The following is a 25028-nucleotide window of genomic DNA, read 5'->3' on the forward strand; positions in this document are numbered from 1 at the left end:
AGGATATGAAGAAACACATATTTACGACAACCCTGATATTGCAGGGATTTATTTGTTTTGGGCAATCGTCCTTGTTGCCTGAAGTGGTCGTTACGGCATCCAAAGCGCATTTCAGTGCTATTGAGCCGATAGAGTACACATGGGACAGTTTGGCAGCCAGGCACAAGGACCAATTTTCCCTGGCCGAAATATTGAGATTGTACTTACCCGCTCATGTCAGATTGTACGGTCCGGGATTGATCAGTACCATCAGGGTCAGGGGTCAGAGCTCTGAACATTTTAAAGTGGTCTGGAACGGACTATCGCTCAACAATGCTGCTCTTGGACTTTTTGACTTTTCCGGTGTTCCAGCCTTACTTTTTGACCATTTACAAATGTATCACGGGAATTTGGCCGGCTTTTACGGGTCAGGCTCGGGCAGTGGTGCCTTGGTGCTCAACGACTTGCCGGTAAAAAAAGGATTTTCCGTGAATGCACTTCAAGCGGCAGGTTCCTTTGGGTATCGTCAGAGAATTGCATCTTTGGAGTCTTCCGCGGGCAGGTGGTCCTTGAAAGTGGTCAATCAACTTCAATACGCGGACAACAATTACCCTTTCAAAAATTTATCCAATCAGCTTCAGCCGCTTGCTAACGGGGGATATATTCATCACAATGTTACAGCCGGCGCAATTTACCGGCTCTCGGATAAATCGGCCGTCAACATATCGTCCTGGTTTCAAAATTCGGCCATCAGCATTCCTCCCTCCAGAGTAGAATCGCGTTTCAATACTTCCCGGCAGTGGAATAGGAACCAGAGAAGTGTAATCAACTACACCTTTACCGGCACAAAACTGAGGCTCGCAGCCGGTGGCGGGGCTATTGCTGAGCAGATAGTGTATCATCATGACCTGCTAGGACTGAAGGACACCAGCGAAGTCAACGGATGGCAATTCTTCGCAAGGGGTGCTTTTTCAGCTGGAAAAAGGTCTAATGTTACCTATAATGCTGAGCATCACCGATATCAGGCACCCTCTGCCAATAGACTTCCTGAAGTGGGAACGCATATCAGTCTTTTGAACGCCGGCTATGAATACCAGCTCACCGATGCGCTGCAGCTCAGTGCTACGCTGCGCAACGAATGGCAGGATGGCAGGGCTTCTCCGCTAATCGCACGATTGGCCGGGCGCTACAGCGTGGCTAATTGGAGCATCCAAGCTACTGGAGGCAATCACTTTCGCTGGCCCACTTTGAATGAAAGGTATTGGGTACCGGGAGGAAATCCCAACATCTTGCCGGAATCAGGTTACACTGCTGATGTAATGATTTCCTATGCCTCGAAAAAACATCGGACGGAAGGAAAAATTTTCCTGACGCCTTTCGTGCAATCTTTAGAAAACCAAATCATCTGGCAGCCTCAGGGCAGTCTCTGGTCTCCGGTTAATCTGAGAAAAACATTGGCAGGTGGAGCGGAAACACGCGTAGAAGGCAGCGTACAGCTCTTCTCAAATACATTGGCTCACTTAATAGTTGCCTATACATACTGCCGAAATGTGATCCAGGGGTCAGATGCAGCAGCCGGCAAATTGGCCATTTACACCCCGCAGCACATCGGAAATGCACATCTAGGCGTAAAGACACAAGTGTGGCATGCAGGTGTACAAATGGTGTATCAATCTTCCCAACACACGCTCTCCGACAATCACCCATCCGGAATCTTGCCCGGATTTACAGTGTTGAACTTATTAGTTTCCAGATTTGTGTCCCTTCAGAAATTCACCCTCAGACTCAGCGGTGAAGTGCGCAATCTGGCAAATACGGAGTATGCGTACATACCGCACAGGCCTATGCCTGGCCGCGAATTTAGATTTACCCTGAACCTTCAGTTTACTAACCCTAAATACACCAAATCATGAAGAAAACGCGACTATTACTCCTGGCTGGAATCGTAGCCATTGCCTGTTCGAAAAAAGAAGACGACATCCAACTGCCCGACAAACTCTATCAACCAGGCGTGTTGGTTGTAAATGAGGGGCCGTTTGGCACCGGTACAGGTACGCTCGACTTCTACGATCCGCAGAGCAAACAGGTAGAGCACGACATTTATCAAAAAGTCAACAACTTGCCCATCGGCAATATTTTCCAATCTGCGTATTTTGACTTATCGTACGGATATCTGGTAGCTAACAATTCGGGTGCAGTGCGCATCGTAGATGCCAACAACATGAAACTTTTTCGTTCCCTGGAAGACATGGCCTCACCGCGGTATGCCATGAGAACGGGCAGTTCTACAGTTGCATTTTCCGATTGGGCTTCCGGCAAGGTTTTCTTTTATCAGACGCAAATCTTTGAGAAAGTGGGAGAAGTGCTTAGTGGCAGCGGCCCGGAGAAGATGTACTTTCACTCTCAGGGCAATAAGCTCTATGTGCTGAATTCCGGTGGATTTTCGACAGACTCCACAGTGAGCGTGATTAATGCAAGTACCTATCAGCTGGTGAAGAAGATTCAGGTACCCTACAACCCCAACTCCTATGCACTGGACAAAAACGGCAAGCTATGGGTGCTGTGCGGTGGAAGGAAAGACTGGACCAATCCTGCCAACAGCACGCCCGGGGCCCTGGTGAGAATAGACCTGAATACAGATGAAGTAGAGGCAGTTCTCAACTTTGACAATCCCGACCAGTTTCCTTCGAATTTGTGCATCAATAAGGAAAAGGATGTCCTGTATTTTGTAGACGACAAGTATTTTGGTGGAGTATTCCGCATGTCTATTACATCAGCGACACTGCCTACCACTCCGGTAATCGAGCGGACAGCCTATGCCCTCGATATTGACCCTATAAGAGGTGACCTATATCTGGGCGATGCCGGCAACTTCAACCAGGCCGGAAAAATCATCCGCTATGCAGTACCCACACTTACTCCGGTCGATTCGTTTACTGCAGGTGTGATTCCGGGTAACTTCTTCTTCAGATAACTCAGGGACCAAGGGACTACCTCCCGGTGGTCCCTCACCTGTAGCGCATTGCATGACAAACGGCATATTTTTAATCAACATTCCGAAACATGCCCTGTGACGGATAGCCTGGATGAATTCAAGGGCTAATCCGATTCAGGGGCATTAATAATTTTTTTAATTCTGCATTAACTTATCGGCAGTACTTTCAATTCTGTACTTTTGCATGAGATTTTGATACATGTTGATAGCAAAATACTTTCTTTTTCTCATTTTAAATGCCTATCAACTGATTCTGCCGGGTTTCGGAGGTCTGGAATCTTCAAGTCAGGCCCCGAATCAAATTTTTATCAATAAAGTTCAACTATTTGAAAGAGCCCAGGTTACTTCTCCTGTGGCAGTAAACCCAACTACTTATCCGGAGTATATCTTCTATATTGCTGAATCATCTGAAAAAGAGTCTGAAGAAGAAGGCATTCACCAAACTGATCACACAACTTTTTTAAGCAGGAAGATATCTTTCCTTCTAAAAAATCGAAAAACAAGCACGTATCAAAAGTTTTCATCAAAGTCCCTTTTTCATTTAAATACTTCACTTTGCATCCTTTTTGGCACTTTGAAACTGGATTCGCTCTCTGCTGTTTGAATTTTCAGCTGTAAAGTGCCTTTTACTCTTTCTTCTTATACGTAAAAATACCTGAAATTTTATGGTCACTGCTCAACGTGCACATGACTTGATTCATGCACTCAAACATTATTTGCCAACACAGAATCCTTTAAAAGACTTTGTGCATCACAATACTTTACATGCTTTTCAGCATGATGAGTTTCACAAAGCGATGGAAAAAGCGTCAAAAATTTTTGGATATCGCACTTATTTACCACTTGACGAATATCGTAAATTGTATCAAGAAGGAGTAATAAATCAGGTATTTTTTGAAAAATATTTGGCTAAAAAATTTAATCACGACCTACTGAATATCTGGAGAGAAAAGCTGCTTTACAAAACATATGATGAATCCATAGAGGAAAAAGTTGGTTCACTTCGTGAGCAGTGGAAAGATGCATTAAAGTTTGAGATTGATAAGGTTACCCATCCTATTTTATTTAGAACAGTATGTAATTTTTTAGACCAAGGCATTTCTGTCTGGCATTTTCCATTAAAAAACAGGGATTTTTTAAATGCCATCAGAGAATTGCAAAGGCTTACGTTTATTAAACCTTTTCGAAGTAAACGCGCGGAAAAATTATTGTTGCATAAAAATTTGAATTTAGACGAATTATTAAAGATTGTAGTGGAGGATGAATCGTTGTATGAACATTATTTGTTTGACCAACAATTCGCACATCCGGGATGGTCGGGTATGGTTGCTGTATTGGAGGAAAACCCTCATTTACTATTGGATCATCGGAAAATTTCCCTTGAAGAGTTTATCGCTTTTGAATTGCTGCTTGAAATAGATGCATTAGACATAAAATTTGGTGAAGGTAAATGGCACTCTGCAGCCTTTTATGCAGATAAAAATTTTGATAAAAATATCATTGGAAACATTACTCCATCTGAGCTTTTTGAAATATATGCGCTCTGGCAGGAAATTTACGAATGGAGCTACTATGACCAGGTGTTGTTTGGCTTGAAAGTGCCGGTTGAGGAAGAACAATCAAAAATCAAGCAGGTACAAGCCATTTTGTGCATTGATGACCGTGAATGTTCGTTCCGGCGATACATCGAAGAATTGATACCGGGAAGTGAAACTTTCGGAACGGCCGGATTTTTTAATGTGGAGTTTTACTTTCAGCCCGAACACGGTAAGTTTTTTACCAAGTCATGCCCAGCACCGGTTCAGCCCAACTACTTGATCAGAGAATATGAAGCCAGGAAGCGCCATAAAACTGATTGGCACATGCGTAAAGAAAGTCATGGGGTGGCAGGCGGTTGGCTACTTAGCCATTTTTTAGGCTTAGGCTCCATGTTTCGACTAACCAAAAACTTATTCTATCCCTCTGATTCGCCTTTGCATGTGTCTTCTTTCAGGCATATGGACAAGTACGGAAAACTGAAGATTGAAGCACAAAATCCGATTAAATTTTCACAGGGACTACAACTTGGATTTACGGTCGATGAAATGACTGACCGAATCGAAGGATTGCTGCGAAGTATAGGTCTGGTGGAAAATTTTGCACCCTTGATATATGTGATAGGGCATGGTGCCAGCAGCGTAAACAATACCCATTACGCTGGATATGACTGTGGCGCATGCAGCGGCAGGGCAGGTTCGGTAAATGCCAAAGTAGCAGCCTATATGGCAAACCATCCTTCAGTGAGAGATCAATTAAAAAGACGAGGTATATACATTCCGGATACAACCCACTTTATTGCCGCCTTGCACGATACCACCAAGGATGAAATTGAATTTTACGATGAGCATCAAATACCATCTGATCTGATTGAAAAACATCAAGTAAACAAAACGCTCTTTGAAGCCGCCCTGCAGAAAAATGCCAAAGAACGTTCGCGAAGATTTTTGATGATTGATTCTTCGAAAACTGATAAGGAGGTACATGAGCAAGTAAAACTCAGAGCTTTATCGCTTTTTGAACCTCGCCCGGAATGGAATCATGCCACCAATGCAATTTGCTTTGTTGGTCGACGCTCAAGCATCAAGCATTTGTTTTTAGACAGGCGGTCGTTTTTGAATTCCTACGATTATCAAGTGGACCGGGATGGGGAATATTTGGTAGACATTCTGCGAGCTGTTGCTCCGGTATGCGGAGGTATTAATCTGGAATATTACTTTTCAAAAGTAGATAATCATCGCTTAGGTGCAGGTACCAAATTACCCCATAATGTAATGGGATTGATAGGTGTGGCAAATGGGATGGATGGTGATTTGCGAACTGGTTTACCTGCGCAAATGCTCAACATTCACTCTCCGCTTCGATTGATGGTCATTATCGAACAGTTGCCCGCATTGATTTTATCTGCTCTCAAACAGCATGAATCCACCTATGAGTGGTTTAAAAACAACTGGATCCATTTGTGTGCCCTGCATCCGGAAACTAAAGAAATCTATCACTTTGACCATCAGACGGAAGAGTTTAAGGCCTATCAGCCGATCTGTACCTCCTTGCCGGTTGCTGACCAGTTAGAGCAAATTTTTGAAACAGATTGCCTGGATTTGCCTGTATACATTTTAAAACATTCATAAGTCATGAGCATCGAATGGTTGCTGGCGCTTTTTGTTTTGCTGCCTTTTGTGGTGTTTTTTATCTCTTTGTTTATTCCGGAGCGAAATGAGAGGTATTTGTCACGGCTTGCATTCTATGGCACCTTCTTTCACTTTCTAGTGACCCTTTTTTTTACGGGGTGGTGGGTGTTCAATGGATTTGAGCAGATCAATGTGAAGGAAGTAGCGCTGTATGAGACCGACCGGTATGTATTCCTGATTGATTTTTATTTTGATAAGGTTTCAGCTGTATATCTGTTGGTAGGATCGCTTATAACTCTCCTGATCATTCGATATAGCTGTTATTACATGCACATGGAACCGGGATACAAACGTTTTTTCAATACTGTGTTGTTTTTCTTTTCGGCCCACAATTTAACTGCGCTTTCCGGCAACTTTGAAACCCTTTTCCTGGGATGGGAAATGCTGGGCATTTCCTCTTTTTTGCTCGTAGCATTTTATCGGGAGCGGTATTTGCCATCGCGCAATGCAGTAAAGGTGTTTTCAATCTATCGAATTGGTGATGTCGGGATCTTTCTGGCGATGTGGGGTAGCCATCATCTATGGCATGAAAACGTCACGTTCATGAAGCTAAGTAATGCTCAATTGGTACACGAGCATCTTCTGGGCCAAAGCAGCATCGGATTATTTATTTCCGTGTGCCTTTTAGTGGCTGCTGCGGCCAAATCTGCCCAGCTTCCCTTTAGCGCATGGTTGCCAAGAGCTATGGAAGGCCCTACGCCTTCTAGCGCTATTTTCTATGGGTCGCTGTCGGTCCATTTTGGTGTTTTCATTTTGTTGCGCACAGAACATTTCTGGGGAGAACAGCCACTTGCACGAATCATCATAGCGCTTACTGGATTGATGACCACCCTGGTGGCCTTCCCAATATCGAGAGTACAGTCAACCATCAAAACACAGATCGCCTATGCCTCCATTGCACAAATTGGCATCATGTTCATTGAAATAGCCCTTGGGCTGGAAATCCTTGCTTTACTCCATTTTGTGGGAAATGCTTTCTTGAGAACGTATCAGCTTCTGATCTCTCCATCGGCTGTTGCTTATCTGATCAGGGATATGTTTTATCACTTCAAACCTGCACCGCACAGTTTTGAAGAAAGTTTTTCAAGAAAAGTGCAATATAGCGTCTATTGGCTGGCTTTGAGAGAATTTTATTTGGATGATTTGATAAATAAAGTAGTATTTTATCCTTTTAAGAGGATTGGAAATTTGTTAGGGTTTATACATTATCGAAATTCATTTTACATTTTAATTCCACTGATAATCTCTGGAATATTAATGAAGATCTATGAAAATATTTTATCGCCTGAAATGCTTCATCAAATTCCACTGATTTTTACTTTCATCGGATTTGTTTTAGTCTTAAAAGCTTTTTCCGAGAGGACATATCCCAGGGTTAGTGTTTTACTGGTACTTACCAATCATGTTCTGGTGGCCATTGGGGTATCGTTCAACGATCATTTTGACTACGAGCACCTGTTGATATATTTATCGGGTATAGTGCCCTCTGCTTTGATAGCACTGGTATGTCTAAACATACTTCATAAAAAGGAGCCTCAATTTTTTGATTTAAAAAAGTATTACGGACACATTTATGAGCATAAAACTTTGGCTTTTATCTTCTTTGTATCTGTTTTGGGATTGATGGGATTTCCGGTCACTCCATCGTTTATTGGCGAGGACCTGATTTTTGGCCATATTCGGGAAGATCAGTTTTTACTGGCCTTTTTCTTTGCTTCTTCTTACATCCTTTCCGGAATTGCTTTGATCCGGGTTTATTCGCGATTATTTCACGGAACTCATATCAAAAATTATCACGCAAAAGCTTTAAAAGCAGCATAAACTTCATCAAATACATCTATAAATGGAACCACAACGCAAAGCAGGGATCGAAACAGGATGGAAGGCTCTCAGGCTGTATTGGAAAAAGGACTTAGTTTCCGGATTTCTGGTTTTTTTACTCGCATTACCCTTAAGCTTAGGAATTGCCAAAGCAAGCGGTTTTCCGGCTGCCATGGGAGTGCTCTCAGCGATGGTGGGCGGATTGGTTACGGTGATTTTTAATGTAGCCGAACTTTCAATAAAAGGTCCTGCCGCAGGCCTGATCACCATTGCTGCCGGTGCCATAACAGACTTTGGTGGGGATGAACAAGGCTGGAAAATTGCCGCTGCCGTAGTAGTTGTCATGGCGCTGTTTCAGATGCTCTTTGGTTTTCTGAAACTTGGCACCGTGAGTGATTTCTTCCCTCACTCTGCGGTTCATGGCATGCTGGCTGCCATCGGTTTAATCATTATCGCCAAGCAAATTCCTGTACTGCTGGGCGATGATCCTACCTTGTACAAAGGCGAAAGTCCTATCGAGCTGTACATGGATATTCCCAAGTTTGTATTGCATGCACACTGGCATATTGCGGCCATTGGAGTGATCGGGCTTTTGATCATGTTTGTTTTTCCTTTCTTAAAAATCAATTTTTTTAAAAAAATACCGGCGCCCATGATCGTATTGCTGGTTGCCGTGCCATTGACCACTTACTGGCATTTTAAAGAAAGTGAACCCTCGTATGCGCTGGTAAGCATCGGTAATTTCTGGGAAGAGCTAAACTTCAATGCAGACTTTTCCGTGATTCATACTGGGACATTCTGGAAATATGTAATCATGTTTTTGTTTGTAAGTACTTTGGAATCCTTGCTCACCGTCAAGGCTCTCGAAAGCCTTGATCCGTATAAAAGACAGCCCAATTACAACGGCGATCTGATAGGTCAGGGGGCCGGAAATCTCGTTTCCGGATTATTGGGGGGATTACCTATGATTTCCGAAGTGGTGAGAAGTACTTCCAATATAAGTTTTGGTGCAGTCACCAAATGGTCAAACTTCGTTCATGGACTGTTTCTTTTGCTCAGCATGATTTTTTTAATTCCAATCATTGAGCTCATACCAAACTCAGCGCTTGCAGCCATGTTGATTTATGCTGGTTATCGGCTAGCTGCCCCCAAAGAGTTTGTCCATACCTACCAGATCGGCAAAGAACAACTCATTATTTTTCTGACCACAATAGTGGTCACTTTAGCTGAGGATTTACTACTGGGGGTCTTAGCCGGAATGCTTGTCAAAATTCTGTTTCATCTCTACTACGGGGTACGGATCAAAAATTTGTTTTTCCCGAAGTATTCTGTGGAAGTAAAGGAAGAAAACAATCAGAAAATCATTACTTTACATTTTAAAGGCGCTGCGGTTTTTACCAACTTAATCGCGTATAAAAAAATCATCAACCGTTACCTCGAACAGGGATATGTGTTTATCAATCTAGAAAAAGTCAAATTGATAGATCATTCGTTTATGAGCTTTATCCATTATTTTGAAATTGAAAAAGAGCGATTTGAAGATAAGATGACCATCGTTGGATATGAAAAGCACAAACCCCTATCCAATCACCCATTGGCTACGCGTATTTTGGAATAAATGGTAGTACAAGAACTGTTTTTGACCATCCAAACTGCCTGTTTGCTTCTTGATTCGATAGATCTCTGCTGAGAGTGCTTAAAATGCATTGTGTGGCACCTTTTCATCAATGGCATCTATGAAAAACGCATTTTTAGAGCGATATTTCAATAGATTATTTGTTTAGCTTTCTTTTGGCCTTCACATGAAAAACGATGACCATGTTTAATCGAATATTTAGACCCAATGAAACTGAAAACAACGGCAATTGTATTGATTGCAAACTCGCCTTGTGCGATGGATTGATCAATGATTTGGATTAACGATGCAATCATCATGACTGTAAAAATTGAAGCCAAGCCAAATTCCAGGAAAAATATCATAGAAGTAGTAGACGATTTTACTCTTAAAGTACGAATTGCATCTCCACCTGTAGAAGGTAGAGCTAATAAAGTTTTAATTGAATATCTCTCTGAGATTTTCGAAATTTCAAAATCAAAAATTCACCTTATAAAAGGCCAGAGTTCAAAAATTAAGTGGATAAAAATCGATCTGGAAGAAGATGAATACCGAACTAAGATCGAAAAAATAAGGAATCATCATCGGTGATTTAATGGGTTCCAGATTACCATTATCTTCAAATAAGCCCAAAAATCAAAAAGTAATATGAACATTATAGATCGGATCAAAAAGTGCCATTGGGTAGGGCAGAGGGTAAAGAGTGGCCTGATGGTTAGAGCTGACTAAGAAGTCTGAAAAATTGAGAAAGATTCAAAAACGTCAGCTGTCAGCAAACTGTTCATCAAAAAAAAAGGAGGTGTTGTAGTACGTAGACGAAGTACTTCGGTGGAGTATACCGCATACCGCTCACTGCTAAAGAGCTGCCTGCAACACCGGTAATCGAGTAACCAGCCTACACACTGAATTAGGAGGTGACCTCTCCATCGGCGATGCCAGTGGCTCCAATCAGGCCGGAAAAATCATCCACTATGCAGTGCCCTCACATACTCCCGTGGCTTCATATACCGCAGGAGTCAGACCCGATAGCTTTTTCTTCAGATCATCTGTTTTGCCGGACTGTTTTTTACTGGTACTACCTCTTGCGGTAGTTCCGATTATAGTGAAAGAAGAAAAGCAGAAAATTCTATATCCTTTAAATCTTACAAAATCTCACTTTTAGTCTTGCACTTCAATAAAAGAAAATCAATTCCGAGGTTCAGTTTCATCAATATCGTCTGAAAACCGAACTTTATGCGCTTGTTTTTTTATTTTGAGAGCAAAATAAATCATTGCCAATCCGGTGAAAAATAATAGTGCTGAACCCCAAACATAGCCTTTTCCGTAATTCGATAGAATACCATAGTCAAAAACGTATGGATATCCCTGAAAAAATCCAAAGACCGATGAAGCTATCCCAGTGATAAAAAGAATCTTTTTCATTGCCAAAAATTAAAAAAATAAGGGCTATTTGTACAAATAGCCCTGAAGATGAATTATTTCTTAACGATCGTAGTAGTAAGCGTGTAAATTCCGCCTGTAATTGCGTTCAAAAGACCATCAACAAATGTGTGGGTGATGGTTACGGTGTAATCTTTTGCACCACCTGCCATTATAGATGGATCAGCGGTTTTAACCGGAGCTAAACCATAAATTAAGTAATGGTTTTTCTCACATACTTCAATGCCTGTTTTTGCACCTTCTCCCACTGAAAAAGTTAAAGTGTAACAAGATGTCATCAAAACAGAAATTGCCATAACCAAAATCAAATTGAAAAGAACTTTTTTCATTTTTATAGACGTAATCATTTTTTCCTACTCTTTTGGCTTTTCGGTATTTGCCCCGTTTTTTGAGTGGTTTCTGGCCTCCATACGCTGTATTTGCATCTCAATAGAGTGTGGTCAGCCCCGTTGTTTTTTTTTATTTTTTTGACCCACGAATTTTTAAAGCATAATGTTGTTCTCAAGCGCAAAAAAGCAATATCCATTATTTTTTATTTTTTAGGGCATAAGGATCATCATCAATGCATTTTTAATACAACAAAACTAACATCACTTATTTTACAAATTTTGCGTTTTAAATTTTATCTTTTCGTAAATTTTATTTGTAGCAACATGAATTTGAATCCGTTGATTCGCTACACTACAAAATCCCTTTTTTAAAAAGGATTGAACGGAGGGTTTCTACCTTCGCAAGGATGGTTGATTACTAAGCAACCACCTGAAATTTTTTTTTATTTGGAGACAAATCCAAACAGCAATGGATTTAGTACTAAACGCTTCGGTATCTGATTCAAAATTTCATTTGATAAAACTTATTTTGGAGTAAATTGTCTAAGTATAATTTTTTTTTGCCGTCCTGGTAGGGACTTCCCAATTGTTCCCTATCTATTATTTTATGTGAATTTAGCGGTAAAGAATCCAGGCTATTTTATTCTATAAAGAGATCGCTAATACAGATACAGATCATCGCAAAACGCATGACCAATATTTTACTTAAATGACGGTACTTTTTGTGTTGTAATACCCGGAGCTAATGCTATCGCCCGGGAGCCGTATGTCATCGGATAGTTGATGTGAAGGCAAGGCTTGCGGGCCATATGGGAAGTCACTGTGCAGATTGCTCCTGCAGTTTGTCCCAGGCCTCCAACACCAGTCGTTTGGTGCGGTACTCGCCAAATTGTCGGATTTCTTTTTCTTTGAGCACGCGGAAGGTTTCGCCGGGGAAATCGGGGCCGTACACATCCTGTGGGTCGAGGATGTAGCGGAGCTCTTCGGTGGTGAGGCCGTAGAGCCTGGCGTATAGGGCATCGAGTTCGGCTTTGAGCACGGCCCGGCGCTCCTCGTCCCATTTAAAGGGGGGCAGCGGGCAGCCCTCCACTTCGTCGGGGCTGCGGCCATAATCTTCGTGCCACTCGGGTGGCGCCCACGCATGGCCTCCGGTGGCCGCCCTATTTTCCTCCCACTGCTGTACGATAGCCGCCTGCAACGCACTCAACTCCCCAAACCTTTCACTTTTCACTTCTACCTTTTCACTTTCCCCCGCTTCTCTCCATACGTCATCGGCAAAGGCTTTAATGTCCCAGGAGGTGTAGGAAAGTTCAAGTGCTTTGCAAAGTATCTGCCTTTCTGAAAATTTCAATTGAAGTGGCGATAGTACAGGTAACTGCTGTACATATCCAAAAGTCATATTCACTCCACCCAGTTTCTGTCTGGTACAATAGTCAAATATTAATGAAGTTAAAATAGATGCGAAAACATACTTAGAAATAGAGGACTTTTCCAAAAAGATTAATGGCATAGAATTACCAACAGCACTTTCAGGTACCAGTGAAATGATTGCTGTTCTTTCATCAGTTGATCTGGCGATGTTTCTAAACCCAATAAACCACTTATCCTGGGTAATTTCCTTTACTCTGCCTTCCTCCACCCAATACCAGGGCAATATCTGATAGCAGGGGTCCTGATATTGCTCCGGGGTGGGGGTGGGTGTTTGCGTGGATGACCGGCTATCTACCCCTGCCTAGGTGCCGTAGCGGTGGTCGTAGTGCCAGATCATTTTGGCTTTGTACAGCGGCAGCCATACCTCATTGCCTCGTTTCATTTTATTGCCCCACAAGCGGAAGCCCTCGGCCTCCAGCTGCTGCCGCGTGCGGAAGAGGTGGGAGTCGTTGCTCATGTGAAACATTGTTGCAAACTTAACCCCCCAGGGATTTTCCCCGGTGTTTTCGTTAATGAGCACCGGTACGCGCCGGTAAATTTTGGTGGTAAGCCCGGCATCCACGCGCGTGCGAAACACCGGGCAGGTTTTGGTGTTGGGATTTAGCCGCAGAAAATCTTCGCGGCTCAAGCTGAATATCCGCCTATCGTCCTGCAGGTGCTCTACCCGCGTAAGGAAAAATCCAAAGCGGGCTTTTTGCTGGCCTATATCCGAACCGGCAAGGGTAAGCAGGCAGAATTTGTAGCGACTGTCCACATCCTTGAAAATCTTTTCCCTGTTTTCAAAATCAAAAAGGCTCACCAGTCGGTTGCTTTCGACCATGGCGCCAAAAAAAGCTTTGTTGCTGTCGTCGGTGGCTATACCGGTAGGTACTATGATGCCGGTTCTTCCTTTTTTGTTGACCAATGAGGAAGCGATTTCGGCAAAAACAGAGTAGGTATTGATATCGCCCACAGCCGTTAACAGGTATCTTCCGCTTTCGCGCAAAAATTTACCTGTACAGTCGGCAGTATGCAGGGCTTGCTCATATTCTTTGAACAGCTGAGGGTTGGTTTGTGGCAGCGCTTTGATTAATGCATTGCGTGCTGCTGCATTGGGGGCATTGGCAATGGTTGCATCACGGTTTGCAAAAAACTCCTGCTGCTGCAGCTTAATTCTTTCCCAGGGCGGATTGCCCAGCACGACGTCAAAGCCTCCTTGCTCAAACACATCGGGGAACTCCAGGGGCCAGTGAAAGAATTTATGTTTCATGGAAAGGGCATTGGCCATTCCCGTCATAGGTCCTTAAGCAGCTGCCGGGTGGTCGAGAAACCGGTACAGGCGATCGCTGGTGGGGGCGGCCATTCTGTTTTCTTCGGTGTAGTGCCAGAAGAAGGCGGCTGTCCAGAGGTTGCAGGCCTGCCATTTGTTATACCAGCCGGGGTCTTTGCGGAGCTTTTCAAACTTGTCTTTTATCCGTCTTACGCCCTCCACATCATCCTGGCCTATGGTTTCCAGCTCTTTGTAACTGTTTGTAATGGTCCCGGTACTGGTGGTTTCAGTTAGGTCAAAATCCAGGCTGAGCTGTTTGGTGTTGTGAAATTGCTTATTGGCATTTTTCAGCTGTTTACACACTTTTTTATCGTCGCCATCAACGGACTCATAGGCATTATCGGGGATTCCTTTTTTCAATACGCTTAAATCGGTGACGCCCAGGAGGCTGTTTCCATTGCATATTCGATGGTTTAAAAAGCTGAGGGGTTTACCGCTGTTGTGTCCTTCAATCCACAGGGCCAGTTTGCACAGTTCCACGGCATAGGGGTTGAGGTCTACGCCATAGATGCAGTGCTGTATGACATCGCGCAGGCAGCTGCGGTAGAGAGAGGGTGCCGGGTTTTCTTCTCCGCTTTTTACCCTGGCCAGGTACCAGGCGATGGTACGGGCAGCCGCCAGGAGCATGTGCCCGCTGCCGGCAGCCGCATCGCACACCTTGAGTTGGAGCAGAGCCTGTGCTTGCGCTTCTCTGTTGCCGGCCTGTGCCCTGAGCCGTTCTTCAATTACGGGTATCAGGGCCGACTTGATGAGCTCGCTCACCAGCTCCGGCCGGGTATAGTATGAGCCGGTGATTTTGCGGTCGGTACCCTGGTAAAAGGTGAAGCCGATCATTTCCGCATTGGCGGCCTCTATATTTTCGATGACCGGGTGCAGATCGAGCAGGCCCTCATACACCGAGCCCAGCTCCTCCACATCTAGGGCGCGGTAGCTGATGGTTACCCGGTTGCGCTTTTCGTCTTCGAATTCGTTCATATTGCGTATGCACTCCAGCAGCAGCTTATTGCTGATGAGGCACTGCTCCAGGTCGCTGAGGGCCTGATCGCTAAACAATTCGCCGTCCAGCGGACTAATGCCCAATTTTAGGCCTTTGCCTTTTTCTTTAAACAGCTGAAAGGTTTGAAGCAGTCCCTGCCACAAGTCGTTGAACTGTTGCTCGTGCACAAAGCGGATGGTGCTGAGTTTTCGCAGTCGGGTGATGCTGTAGTACTGCAGGTAGATTTTTTTCAGGCGCCGGGTAGCTTCGGACGTATCCTCGGGGTCGTACACCAGATCGCGTTCTTCGATGACCATCAAAAACAGCAGGCGGTAAACGAGGCGCAGCAACTGGTGGTAGTAGTTTTTGGCCGAGAGCTCTCCGCTTTGAATTTTTTGTCGGAGTGCGGTGTTGTGTTCGTGCTGCAGGAAGCCTTTGCCCAGAGCCAGGAGCGATTCCCGGACGGCGAGGCTTAGCTTCTCGCGGATGCGGTTACCGGATTCGATGCTGTCCTGGTAGTACTTTTCGAGCAGACACTGGCTGGCTTCGGCTTTGCGGGAGGCAAAGCGGCTGGCATGCAGCAAGCGGTAGAGCAGGGTAAACTCGCTGTACTTGTCTTCGTCGAGCAAGCGCTTGAGGTCAAACTCCACATAGGTAAGCTTTATGAGGCGGCCGCTATCGCGCAACAGGCGCAGGTAGAAGCCGTTGGTAGCTATGCCAAACGGGTGATCGGTTACGTTGAGGTATTCCTGCACGGTGGCATGGGGCGACAGGCGCGAGGTGCCCCCGCTGGTCCTGACGTCGAGGGTGTTTTTTTCGGGATGGCCGGGCTCATTAAAACCTACGATGTGAACGGGCATATGGTCCAGGTTGGCGGCTGTGTGGCTGATGGAGTACCCCTGGTTGTTACCGCCCTGCAGGTTGCTTGTTTGCCCTGTCAGCTCAAAACCCAGCGAGCTGAAAAACTGCACCATCCACCTGCGAGTGAGGGTGGTACCGTAAGGGTCGCTGGCAGGCAGGTTCTGCGATTTAGCATAAAAATGTTTCCAGTCTAATTTGATGCGGCTCCAGGCGTACTCGATTTCGCTGCGCAGGTTGGTATCCGGATCAAAGCCAAAGTCGGTGGCTCGCTGTCCCTGTGCCTCGCCGGTTTCGACCTTTTGCAGGATTTCTTCGGAGAGCAGATTGCCCTGTATGTTGATGGTGGAGTACTTCATGGTTAGAGTTAAAAGTTAACAGATAAAAGTTAAAAGTTAAGAGTTAAAAGTTAAAAATAGTTTAAGATGAGTTAGGGAATAGCTGCCATTTCATTTTTCATTTAGAGTATTTATTTTTTAAACCTTTAGCTTTCAAAGTCTTTAGACTTGAAACAAGCATGGAAATTAGCTCTTTGCATTCTGCATTTCTTTTTTCAAACAGCTCTAATTCAATGTACTCAGTGTCTTTTAATAAATTAAGCCAGTATTCTGTTTCATTAGCCTTTTTCAAGGCTATATTTAGTTTATTAATAAAATCTGGGGTACTTTACCCAAATTCAGCTTCTCGCAACAAAGCTCCAATGGCAGTTCCACTACGCAAAAGTTGCTTGCTCAGAATAAATTCTTTTTTCTCAGTTTGCAAATACTGTATAAGTCGCACAATATTTACAGAAAAGGAATAACTTTTATCTCTTAAAGGACTTCGATTCATATTTCTTTTTTCTTTTTTCTTTTTTCTTTTTTCTTTTTTCACTTTTCACTTTTCACTTTTAGCTTTTCACTTTTCACTTTTCACTTTTCACTCACTAATTTGAGGCAAAAAAATGTAAATGCCCAGCACATCCATGGGCAAAACGGGTTCTACCACTGTGTACGAGTTGCCGTTGACCAGATTTTTAAACCGGGTGTGGCATTCCACCAGATGGCGGCCTCTTTGCCATGCGACGGGGTCGGTGATCGTGCGAAAGGTTTTTTCGTCCAGCACCCAGGCCATTTCCTCCTTTAACCAATAGGCCTTTTCTTCATCCTCGATGTTTTGGACGGGTTTTGCATTCATCAGCAGGTGCATGGCGGTATCTTTATCCAGGAAGTGACTTTCGCTTACGTCACCTACATATCCCCACAACCACATTTCTTCAGCCACTATGTATTTGCCGGTAGCCTGTTCGGCAATGACGTTGCGCACCCGAAACAGAAACAGTACAGTTTTTTGATTGACCTCTGCACATCGCAGCACGGCCGCTCTGGCAGCGCAGCCCTGGTCTCGTTGAAAGGCGCTGTTGATGATGTATTGCGCCAGATGTTGGGTAAAGGGATGGTTCCGGCCGATGTATTTGAATCCGGCAGGGGTAGGCGATTTGAACGAAACCTGAATTTGCGTGGAGTCGGTCAGCAAAAGACGCAGACGCTCCGGGATGTTGGTAGTGTACAGCTTGTACCCATCTTTTATTGCATCCACCTGAACTCCCATAAACCGCAGCGCATCCACTACAAACTGTTCTACGGCTTTTACATCGCCGATGGCTTCGTCTACTTCGCGCAGGTCGGCTTCGATTTCGCGGGGATTGATGGTGTTTTGGGCAAAGATGCTTCGCAGGGCCTCTTCTTTCTGCCGGGCCTCATCATAGGCAATGGCTACGCGCTTTTTTTCATTTTCAATATCCTCGTCTTCAAACAAGGAGCGCTGGCGGTGGACCTGTTTTGTCAAAATTGATGATTTTAACAAAATGGCTTTTGCAACGGCTTCCATCACCGTGGTGCTGTTTTCAGGGAAGGGGACCGAGATGCCTAAAGAGGCCTTTATATCACGGGCTTTGCGAAGCAGTACGTCCAGTACTGCACCATCCACGGGATTGTTATTGCCGTACAACAGAGCCACCTCTACGGTTTCGGCCAGTTGTCCGAAGCGATCAATACGCCCTTCCCGCTGCTCCAGCCGGTTGGGGTTCCAGGGCAGATCGTAATGCAGCAATGCATTGAAGGATTCCTGGAGGTTGATGCCTTCACTCAGGCAGTCGGTGGCAATGAGCAATCGCCTTTCCGATTTGTTCATTTCGGCGATTTTCTCCCTGCGCAGTTCATCGTTCAGTTCGCTGGTGACGACTTCGATATGGAGGTTTTTAAAGTTTCTTCCCGTCAGGTTATTTTTAAAAATTTTTCCTAAATAATTGGCTGTTTGAATGTAGCGGCAAAAGACAATGGGGTTGTACCCTCTTTCAAGAAAGTTTTTAATCTGAGCGAGTGCTTCTTTGGCTTTATGGTCGTGCTCAATTCCACAAAGATCTTTCAATCTACAGGCATATTCCAGGAGTCGTTTTGCCTCAGAATCCTGTACGACTTTTCCTTTTTTTCCAAGCGCCGACAGGGGCAGGTTGTCGTCAGAAGCAAAGTCATTATCCATCACGCTTTCGGCCACATCTGCCTGCTCGGGCGCGTTGTGCGGGTCATCGTCTTCGTCGGTAATCATCTTTTTCTGTGCTTTTTTGGTGAGCATGGAGATACCGGCAGCCGGGCTGCTCATCACTCCGCGCAGCAGTGCCAATGCTTCCCAGTAGGCATAGCGTTGACTGTGCGTGTTGGAATGGTTTTTCCTTACAATTTCACGGGCGTACTCCAGAATATCATCGAATACCGCTGCGTAGTTTTCGCTGATCTCATAATCTCTTTCTATGGAAATGCGCACAGGAAACCGGGTTTCTTCATCGAGCCAATTCTGCACATCGCCTCTGCGCCTTTGGATAAAGTATCCGGCAATTTTTTTCCTTTCTTTTTGGCTGGAATGTAGCAGATCCATGTTTTCAAATTCAGGATTCAGCAAGCCCAGCAGCGATTGAAACTCTTCCTGTTTTCCGCTGTGCGGTGTTGCCGTCAGGAGCACCAAATGCTGATTTGGTTTTTTTGCGATGAGGTGAAGTAGGTGGTACCGCTGCTGCTGTGAATCATTGGCACCGGCAGGCCTGGCACAGGTATGGACTTCATCTACGATGATCAGTTTAGGGCAATGGTCGACAAAGACCTGAAGTTTGTTTCCCGACTTAATGTAGTCAATGGAAATGACTTGAAAAGGAAAGGCGCGGAAGATGTTTTCGTGGGTTTTGATTTGCCTTTCAAGGGAAGAGGCCGTACCGGACCGAATGATCACCGCTTCAATGCCGAATTTATCTTTCAGTTCGTCCTGCCACTGGTCGCACAGGTGGGGAGGGCAGACAACGGCAAAGCTGTTGATTTCTCTTCTTTCGTACAGTTCCTTGGCGATCAGCAAGGCTTCGATGGTCTTCCCCACACCTACGTCATCGGCTATCAGAAGCCGGGTGGTGTGCTGCTTCAGCGCCATGATCAGGGGCACCATCTGATAAGGCCTTGGACGAAAGGAAATTTTGCCCAGGCAGCGAAAGGGACCGGCCGCATTGCGAAACGTCAACCGGGCTGCATTGTACAAAAGTTTAGCAGATGAGAAATTGCCCAAATCGTTTGCTGAAGGTTTGTCGAAGTCGTAGTGCCGGAGCTCATGGTGCATGTCCAGTAACGGAAGGTAAATACCGGTGATTTCTTCATCGGATCCTCCCAAAGGTTTTAACAACATTAGCTCCGGATCCTCCGATGGCAGCACTACCCAAGGTCTGTTGCGAAAGGTCACCAGGCTGCCGGGTTTATAGTCGAAAACGGTTGCCATCATTTTTCTTTTACTTTTTTAAAAATGTCAGGGCGTGTGGCAATCAAGTCTTCCAGCGGGTCTTTGTAGTACCAGGACAGTACCTGATAGCCGGCATTTTTTAGCGCGGCACGCTTTGCCATGTCATGCTTCCTTACTTCAGGATCATCGTGTGGGGTGCCGTCACAGAAAATGTATATATTGGGTTTATAAAAGAAATCCGGTCGGACAAACATTTTATTTACCTTCGGTTGCGCTTCATCCGGCAATCGGATACCCTTTTTATAGAGGAATTTTAAAAATTTTTCTTCAGTGCTGCTGTTTGAATCAATGGATGATAAGAGGAAGTGATAATGCTCATCATAGCTATTGAATGATTGATTGGATATGATTTCCAATGTTGAATTTTGCAAGTTTTTAAGCGCATCCCGGATCAAATTTCGGTCAATTTGATGGTGATACGATTGGTTATAGTAACTTAATAAATCGTCATAAGTGGCTGGAATTACTTCTCCTTCTTCCTCTACACCATTTTTGAAAAAGCACAGTTTGTAGGCTTCTGTCATAATGGCATGGTAAGTGGAGGGATGATCTACGATTTGGGAGAGCACCCCCAGGCTTCCTTCAGCTGCTTCGTAGATGAGTATGTTTGGAGCTTCATCGTCACCCATAATAGAGGCGCCTATCTCATTGGCTTCCACCTGGAAATAATTTTCGATGGCCCGCTTAATGGCAAACATTAGGGTAATTACTCCATTGCTGCCACCAGCAAGGCCGAGTGCTTTTACAGGCTGAATGTACAAGGCATTGGCTGTGTCAGAAGTAAACAGCTTTACATCTTTTAAACTGTCAACCTCACCGGCATTTATTTTTTCTTCTTTTTGTTTTTTGCTTTGCCAGTAGCCTGTATTCAGATTAAGGGTAAAACCATCTTCATTCGAAGTCCGCCATTTCAAATTCAGTTTAAAAATCCGGCAGGTCGGAATATAATGGATGTGTAATAGTTTTTCATTGCCTATACTTACGATTCCTTCGGTTGTGTTTTCGAAGCCGCTATCAACGGCAAAATAGGTTTGAACATCGTATCCTTTTTTGGTTCGTTCCTCTTCCTGGCAGGTAATTCTCTGTATTTCATAGGCTCGTGTTTCCGCCATTTCAAGTAATGTGGTATGTACATGTTTGCTGTAATCCAGTTGTAAGTGTTCATTGATAATGGGGTCTACTTCGTACCCATATTGTTTGTCGAAGAGGAAGTATCCGGTTTTGGGACAGATTTTTCCTTTCTTCAAATTAAGGTCAGCTTCTGTCAGAATCATGCGGTCCACCCGGTATTTAGTACCATCGTGATAGATCACATTGCGCGGCCCGAATTCACTCAATGCAATAAAACGAGGCCTTGAGAGGTACTCGCCACCGCCCTCATTGGTCTCCAAAAATGAGCGGATGGGAAGACGGGTAAAGTTGTAACCTGGTAAAAATCCTTCGGCAGCCAGATAGCGATAGGGATAAAACTCGGACTGATCGCCAAAGTTATTAATGCCATCCGAAGATGCGTTCAGCAGCAAGTCTCTTTGTCTTTCGGCCTGTCGGAGGCTTTTGTGCGCTTCTTTTTTCTTCTCGTGATCGTTTTCATAAATTCTGTTTTCGATGATGGAGGTAGCCGCTTTGATTTGACTTTGTGCAGCTTTATAGAGTTTTCTCCAGCGGTCAAGCGAACGGTCAAAAGCGTGCAGAAAGGAATCAATGTTTTGTTTTATCCAGTCGTCGGTAAACCACGAGGGTTTTCTTTTAACCGCCTCGTTTTTGAAATAGGCATCATCAATTACTTTTTTGTAATACCGTAGGATTTCCGCCTTTTCGTTTTCACTGATATTGAGTGTGTCAGCAATTTCCTGCTTCAGCGGAAGGCTTTCAAATCGGCTAATATCGACCAGGTCGCCGAGAGAGTTGTTCGGGGTGCTCAAGGGCTTCCGGGTAAGAATGGAAGCATTCAGATGACTTCGCAGAAGTTCCTCATTCATCAGATCCATTCGCGGAGCCGATACACTGCCGGCTACCATTTGGGTGGCGTGTTTGAAGTAATGCCGGTCATGAGCGCTGAAATTGGAGCAATAGACCAGCACCAGTGCGGCCTGTCCGCTTCGGCCTGCACGCCCACTACGTTGTGCGTAGTTGGCCGGTGATGGCGGCACGTTGCGCATATGTACAATGGAAAGGTCGGAAATGTCAATTCCCAATTCCATGGTGGGCGAACAGAACAGTGCAGAAATTTCTCCAGTTCTGAATTTTTCCTCGCGTATTTTTCTTACCTCTGAATTGATCTGCCCGGTGTGTTCGCGGCCTTCAATAGGCTTAATGTCCTGGAAATTGGTCATGTAAAACCGCTGGAAATATTCGTTTGGCCTTAATTGCTGAGGCCTGTAGGAATAATGCTTAATTAAGTCAGGTATCAGATTTTCACCGTCTCCTCTACGCCAGATGAGGTTGTCAACTTTTAACTGGTAAATGCCGGCTTCTTTATTAGCCTCCGTTTTAGCTGATCTCCTGACCAGCCATCCTGCCTGGCTAAGAAAATCGAATAGTTCATAAGTGAAATTTTCATAGGCCTCATTTCCTTGGATTTTAATTCCGTAATTGGCAGCTTTATTTTTTAAATATCGACCAAAATCGCTTGTAAAACCCGCGCTTTTGGAATACAAAGTTCTTTGGGAGGAAGATAATCGCTCCACCCGTATGCAATTGGGGACTTCCAGTAGTTCATGTTCGTCCAATGTCCAGGGTTCTTTCAGTTTTTCCTTAATTTTTTTTGCATTGGATGCCATCACACCCGGTTCGAGCATGGAGAAACTAAGTGCATACGATTTTCTGAAGAAATCAAATACCTGATGGAGGAATTCCTGTCGTTCATTTGCTGTCATGGCCCTAAGCAAACGGTTGGATTGCCAGAGCGAGTCGTCGCATACGGATTCTGCCAAATGCTTATATTCGAAGGTAAGCAAAGCGCACTGTTCAAGGTTGGGTAAAACCACGCGCCAGCTTCGCCTTAAATCCTGCAACAGCCGGTACATGATAAAGTCTTTAAAGACATCATCGTTTTCTTTTTTTTGACCGGGAAAATTTGCGGGTTGTCTGGCATACTGGTCCTGGCTCAGGTTCAGACACTCAAAAACCTTTTCGGCGATATTCGAGTAATCAAGAGTATGGTATTTATCAAGTGCTTTAACGATTGCTGCCCGCAACTGACCTATTTTGACAAAGTCATTGAAATGGCCCGCTTGTAGGGAAGCATCCTGCCGGTTATCGGTAAAACTTAAGAGTTTTTGCTTCTCTGGGGCCTCTCTAAATTCGCGCAAAAGCATGATGGTCTCAAAGGATAAAACCGTGGTGGCAGTGCTTCGCCCTTCGCCCCCCAGTTTTGTCACTTTGGTCCATTCGGCAGTCTGGTTATCGTAGATGGCTCCAGAGGTGGGGTCGATCATTAGTGGTGAAGGAATAAACCAACCTTCAAAATCCTTAGGTTCTGTAAAGGAATATTCCCCTGTTCTGGTAAACCATATTTTGCGCGGTAGCCGAGCTTCTCGCTCTTTCTTTAATTTTCTTGATCCGTCTTTTCTGGGCGAGTTAAACCAGGTTTCGGGCAGTTCAGGAATATCACGGTCGGCATCCCAAATCGGTTCTTCATACTCCTCATGTTGAATAAATAAGTAGCCCTCTTCAGTATCGGTGTAGTCTTCATCATCTACTACATCATTAAATTCTCGGGGCAAGATGGTGGAGTCACTTTTGTTTAACTTAACACAATAGAATTCATGCCCTGATATTCTGCTAAATACAAGTGGAAACAAGCGGGTATTCTTACTATCAGCATACAGTCCGGCATCCAGACTTAATTCTCTTGATTTCTGATCGCCCAGTGTGGAATAGACAGAACCTGTTTGGGCAATGAATTGATGAATGCGGTAGGGAAGATAATTTTTCTGTTTATCAGGGTTAGTATTTAACACATTTGCCCATTCCAGCAGTCGTTCCAAATGGTTTAAAGCATCCTCCTTAGGTACCTCTGCATTTTCTGCAAGTTGTTCTGCTATTTTCGAAAGTTCTATGGGTTTACGCCTTACCCAGACACCTTCTTTAAACTCCAGTGCTATTTGTTTTTCGATCCAGTTAGCCGTAGGGTGTTTTTCAAAATCAGCTGCATCTGACGGTTGTGAGAATCCACTTTGAATTGCGTTTCTGAGATCTTCTTTTGACGGCGAATACTCCAGACTCAGACTTCTGACGAGATATTCATTGACCACCTGTTCAGGCTGAATATCCGACCCAAATATGGTGGATGCCACTTCGGCCACTTTCTTTTTCTGTTCATGGAGGGTTGTGGCATCACCTGATACCATGGTGGCAGAGGTTCCGATACAGGTTATTTTGTTGGATGCAGCAGATTTAATCCTTCGTATAAGAATGGAGACATCAGATCCTTGCCGGCCCCGGTAGGTATGTAGCTCATCAAACACCAAAAATCTGATGTTTTCTAAAAAATTTTTCCTGATTTCTAAATCCCTTCCACTTCTGGTCATCATCAATTCCAGCATCATGTAGTTTGTTAAAAGGATGTGCGGAGGGTTGGCCTTCAGTTGATCTTTCTGCTCATTTGTTTCCTGTCCGGTGTATTGATCGAAGGTTATCGGAAAAGGTGTGTTGTATCTTTTTTCGTAGGCGTCTTTGAATTTCGCGATTTCTTTGTACTGCGAATTGATCAGGGCGTTCATCGGATAAACTACCACAGCAAGTATTTTATTGGTAGCTGATACGCCTTGATGAAGAACGTGATTGAAAATAGTGGCCAGGTAGGTGAGCGATTTACCTGAGCCCGTTCCGGATGTTACGATAAACTCCTTTCCGGATACGCCCAATCGGATGGCTTCTTCCTGATGTTTGTACAAATTTTTAAATCCCGAAAAAATCTTTTTGAACTCTTCGTGAAGAATGCCTTCGTCACAGAGGTCATGGATGGGTTTTGAGCTTTCAAAAGTGGGATTAAACTGTACCAAAGGTTCAGGCCAAAGCTTTTTGTTGTCTATTTCAGCTTTGACGGTATCCAAAATTCTTGGATCTTTTATAACCAAAAAGCTTTGGATGTAGGAATTGTATTTTTGGATTAATGCTTCGTGAAATCCGAGGATGTTCATATGACGGTATTTCATTTATCTTCTTAGAATGCTTTCAACTTTGCCTTAATCGTTTCCAGGTATCAAATATCTTGTCGGATGTCAAAATCTA

Annotated in this window: 14 protein-coding genes and 1 pseudogene; 7 read left to right on the forward strand and 8 right to left on the reverse strand. The window is 44.3% G+C overall.

Annotated elements, in window-relative coordinates:
- Positions 1-5 precede the first annotated feature (5 nt).
- From DES35_RS03730 to DES35_RS03760, 7 genes are all read left to right on the forward strand, one after another.
- Positions 6-1892: a TonB-dependent receptor plug domain-containing protein gene (locus tag DES35_RS03730; RefSeq protein WP_114365808.1), complete on the forward strand. Its 1887-nt coding sequence runs from the start codon at positions 6-8 to the stop codon at positions 1890-1892.
- A complete protein-coding gene (locus DES35_RS03735; protein WP_114365809.1) occupies positions 1889-2953 on the forward strand; it encodes a DUF5074 domain-containing protein in 1065 nt (354 codons plus the stop codon). Before DES35_RS03730 ends, DES35_RS03735 begins: the two co-directional genes overlap by 4 nt.
- A 220-nt stretch (positions 2954-3173) precedes the next feature.
- Positions 3174-3578, forward strand: coding sequence for a hypothetical protein (locus tag DES35_RS03740; protein ID WP_114365810.1), 405 nt, complete (start codon positions 3174-3176; stop codon positions 3576-3578).
- Positions 3579-3639: 61 nt separating this feature from the next.
- Entirely contained in the window at positions 3640-6141 is a 2502-nt protein-coding gene (locus DES35_RS03745) for a YbcC family protein (protein WP_114365811.1), read from the forward strand.
- Positions 6142-6144: 3 nt separating this feature from the next.
- Positions 6145-8022 carry a proton-conducting transporter transmembrane domain-containing protein gene (locus DES35_RS03750; RefSeq protein WP_114365812.1) on the forward strand — a complete coding sequence of 626 codons (1878 nt, stop codon included), beginning with the start codon at positions 6145-6147 and terminating at the stop codon, positions 8020-8022.
- A gap of 22 nt (positions 8023-8044) precedes the next feature.
- Entirely contained in the window at positions 8045-9640 is a 1596-nt protein-coding gene (locus tag DES35_RS03755; protein WP_114365813.1) for a SulP family inorganic anion transporter, read from the forward strand.
- A 288-nt stretch (positions 9641-9928) separates the two neighbouring features.
- Complete coding sequence (locus DES35_RS03760; protein WP_114365814.1) at positions 9929-10228, forward strand: DUF167 domain-containing protein; 300 nt, start codon at positions 9929-9931, stop codon at positions 10226-10228.
- Between the two features lie 594 nt (positions 10229-10822).
- On the opposite strand, the gene DES35_RS03765 is transcribed toward DES35_RS03760, so the two are convergent.
- From DES35_RS03765 to DES35_RS03795, 8 genes and pseudogenes are all read right to left on the reverse strand, one after another.
- Positions 10823-11059 (reverse strand): hypothetical protein, encoded by a 237-nt coding sequence (locus DES35_RS03765; RefSeq protein ID WP_114365815.1) that lies wholly within the window; start codon positions 11057-11059, stop codon positions 10823-10825.
- 53 nt (positions 11060-11112) lie between these two features.
- Positions 11113-11406, reverse strand: a complete 294-nt coding sequence (locus DES35_RS03770; protein ID WP_114365816.1) for a Bor family protein — start codon at positions 11404-11406, stop codon at positions 11113-11115.
- Between the two features lie 817 nt (positions 11407-12223).
- The gene (locus tag DES35_RS11505) at positions 12224-13060 is read right to left on the reverse strand and encodes a hypothetical protein (protein WP_170125685.1); all 837 of its coding nucleotides are present in this window, start codon (positions 13058-13060) and stop codon (positions 12224-12226) included.
- 78 nt (positions 13061-13138) lie between these two features.
- Positions 13139-14086: an Eco57I restriction-modification methylase domain-containing protein gene (locus tag DES35_RS11510; RefSeq protein WP_170125686.1), complete on the reverse strand. Its 948-nt coding sequence runs from the start codon at positions 14084-14086 to the stop codon at positions 13139-13141.
- Positions 14087-14119: 33 nt separating this feature from the next.
- The gene (locus DES35_RS11515; RefSeq protein ID WP_170125687.1) at positions 14120-16339 is read right to left on the reverse strand and encodes a hypothetical protein; all 2220 of its coding nucleotides are present in this window, start codon (positions 16337-16339) and stop codon (positions 14120-14122) included.
- Positions 16340-16436: 97 nt separating this feature from the next.
- A pseudogene (locus DES35_RS03785) lies at positions 16437-16811 on the reverse strand (four helix bundle protein).
- A gap of 87 nt (positions 16812-16898) precedes the next feature.
- The gene (locus DES35_RS03790; protein WP_211306529.1) at positions 16899-19772 is read right to left on the reverse strand and encodes a helicase-related protein; all 2874 of its coding nucleotides are present in this window, start codon (positions 19770-19772) and stop codon (positions 16899-16901) included.
- A complete protein-coding gene (locus DES35_RS03795) occupies positions 19772-24937 on the reverse strand; it encodes a DEAD/DEAH box helicase (protein ID WP_170125688.1) in 5166 nt (1721 codons plus the stop codon). Before DES35_RS03795 ends, DES35_RS03790 begins: the two co-directional genes overlap by 1 nt.
- Positions 24938-25028: the final 91 nt, after the last annotated feature.

This window comes from Schleiferia thermophila (assembly GCF_003337435.1).
In the GTDB taxonomy this organism is placed as follows: domain Bacteria; phylum Bacteroidota; class Bacteroidia; order Flavobacteriales; family Schleiferiaceae; genus Schleiferia; species Schleiferia thermophila.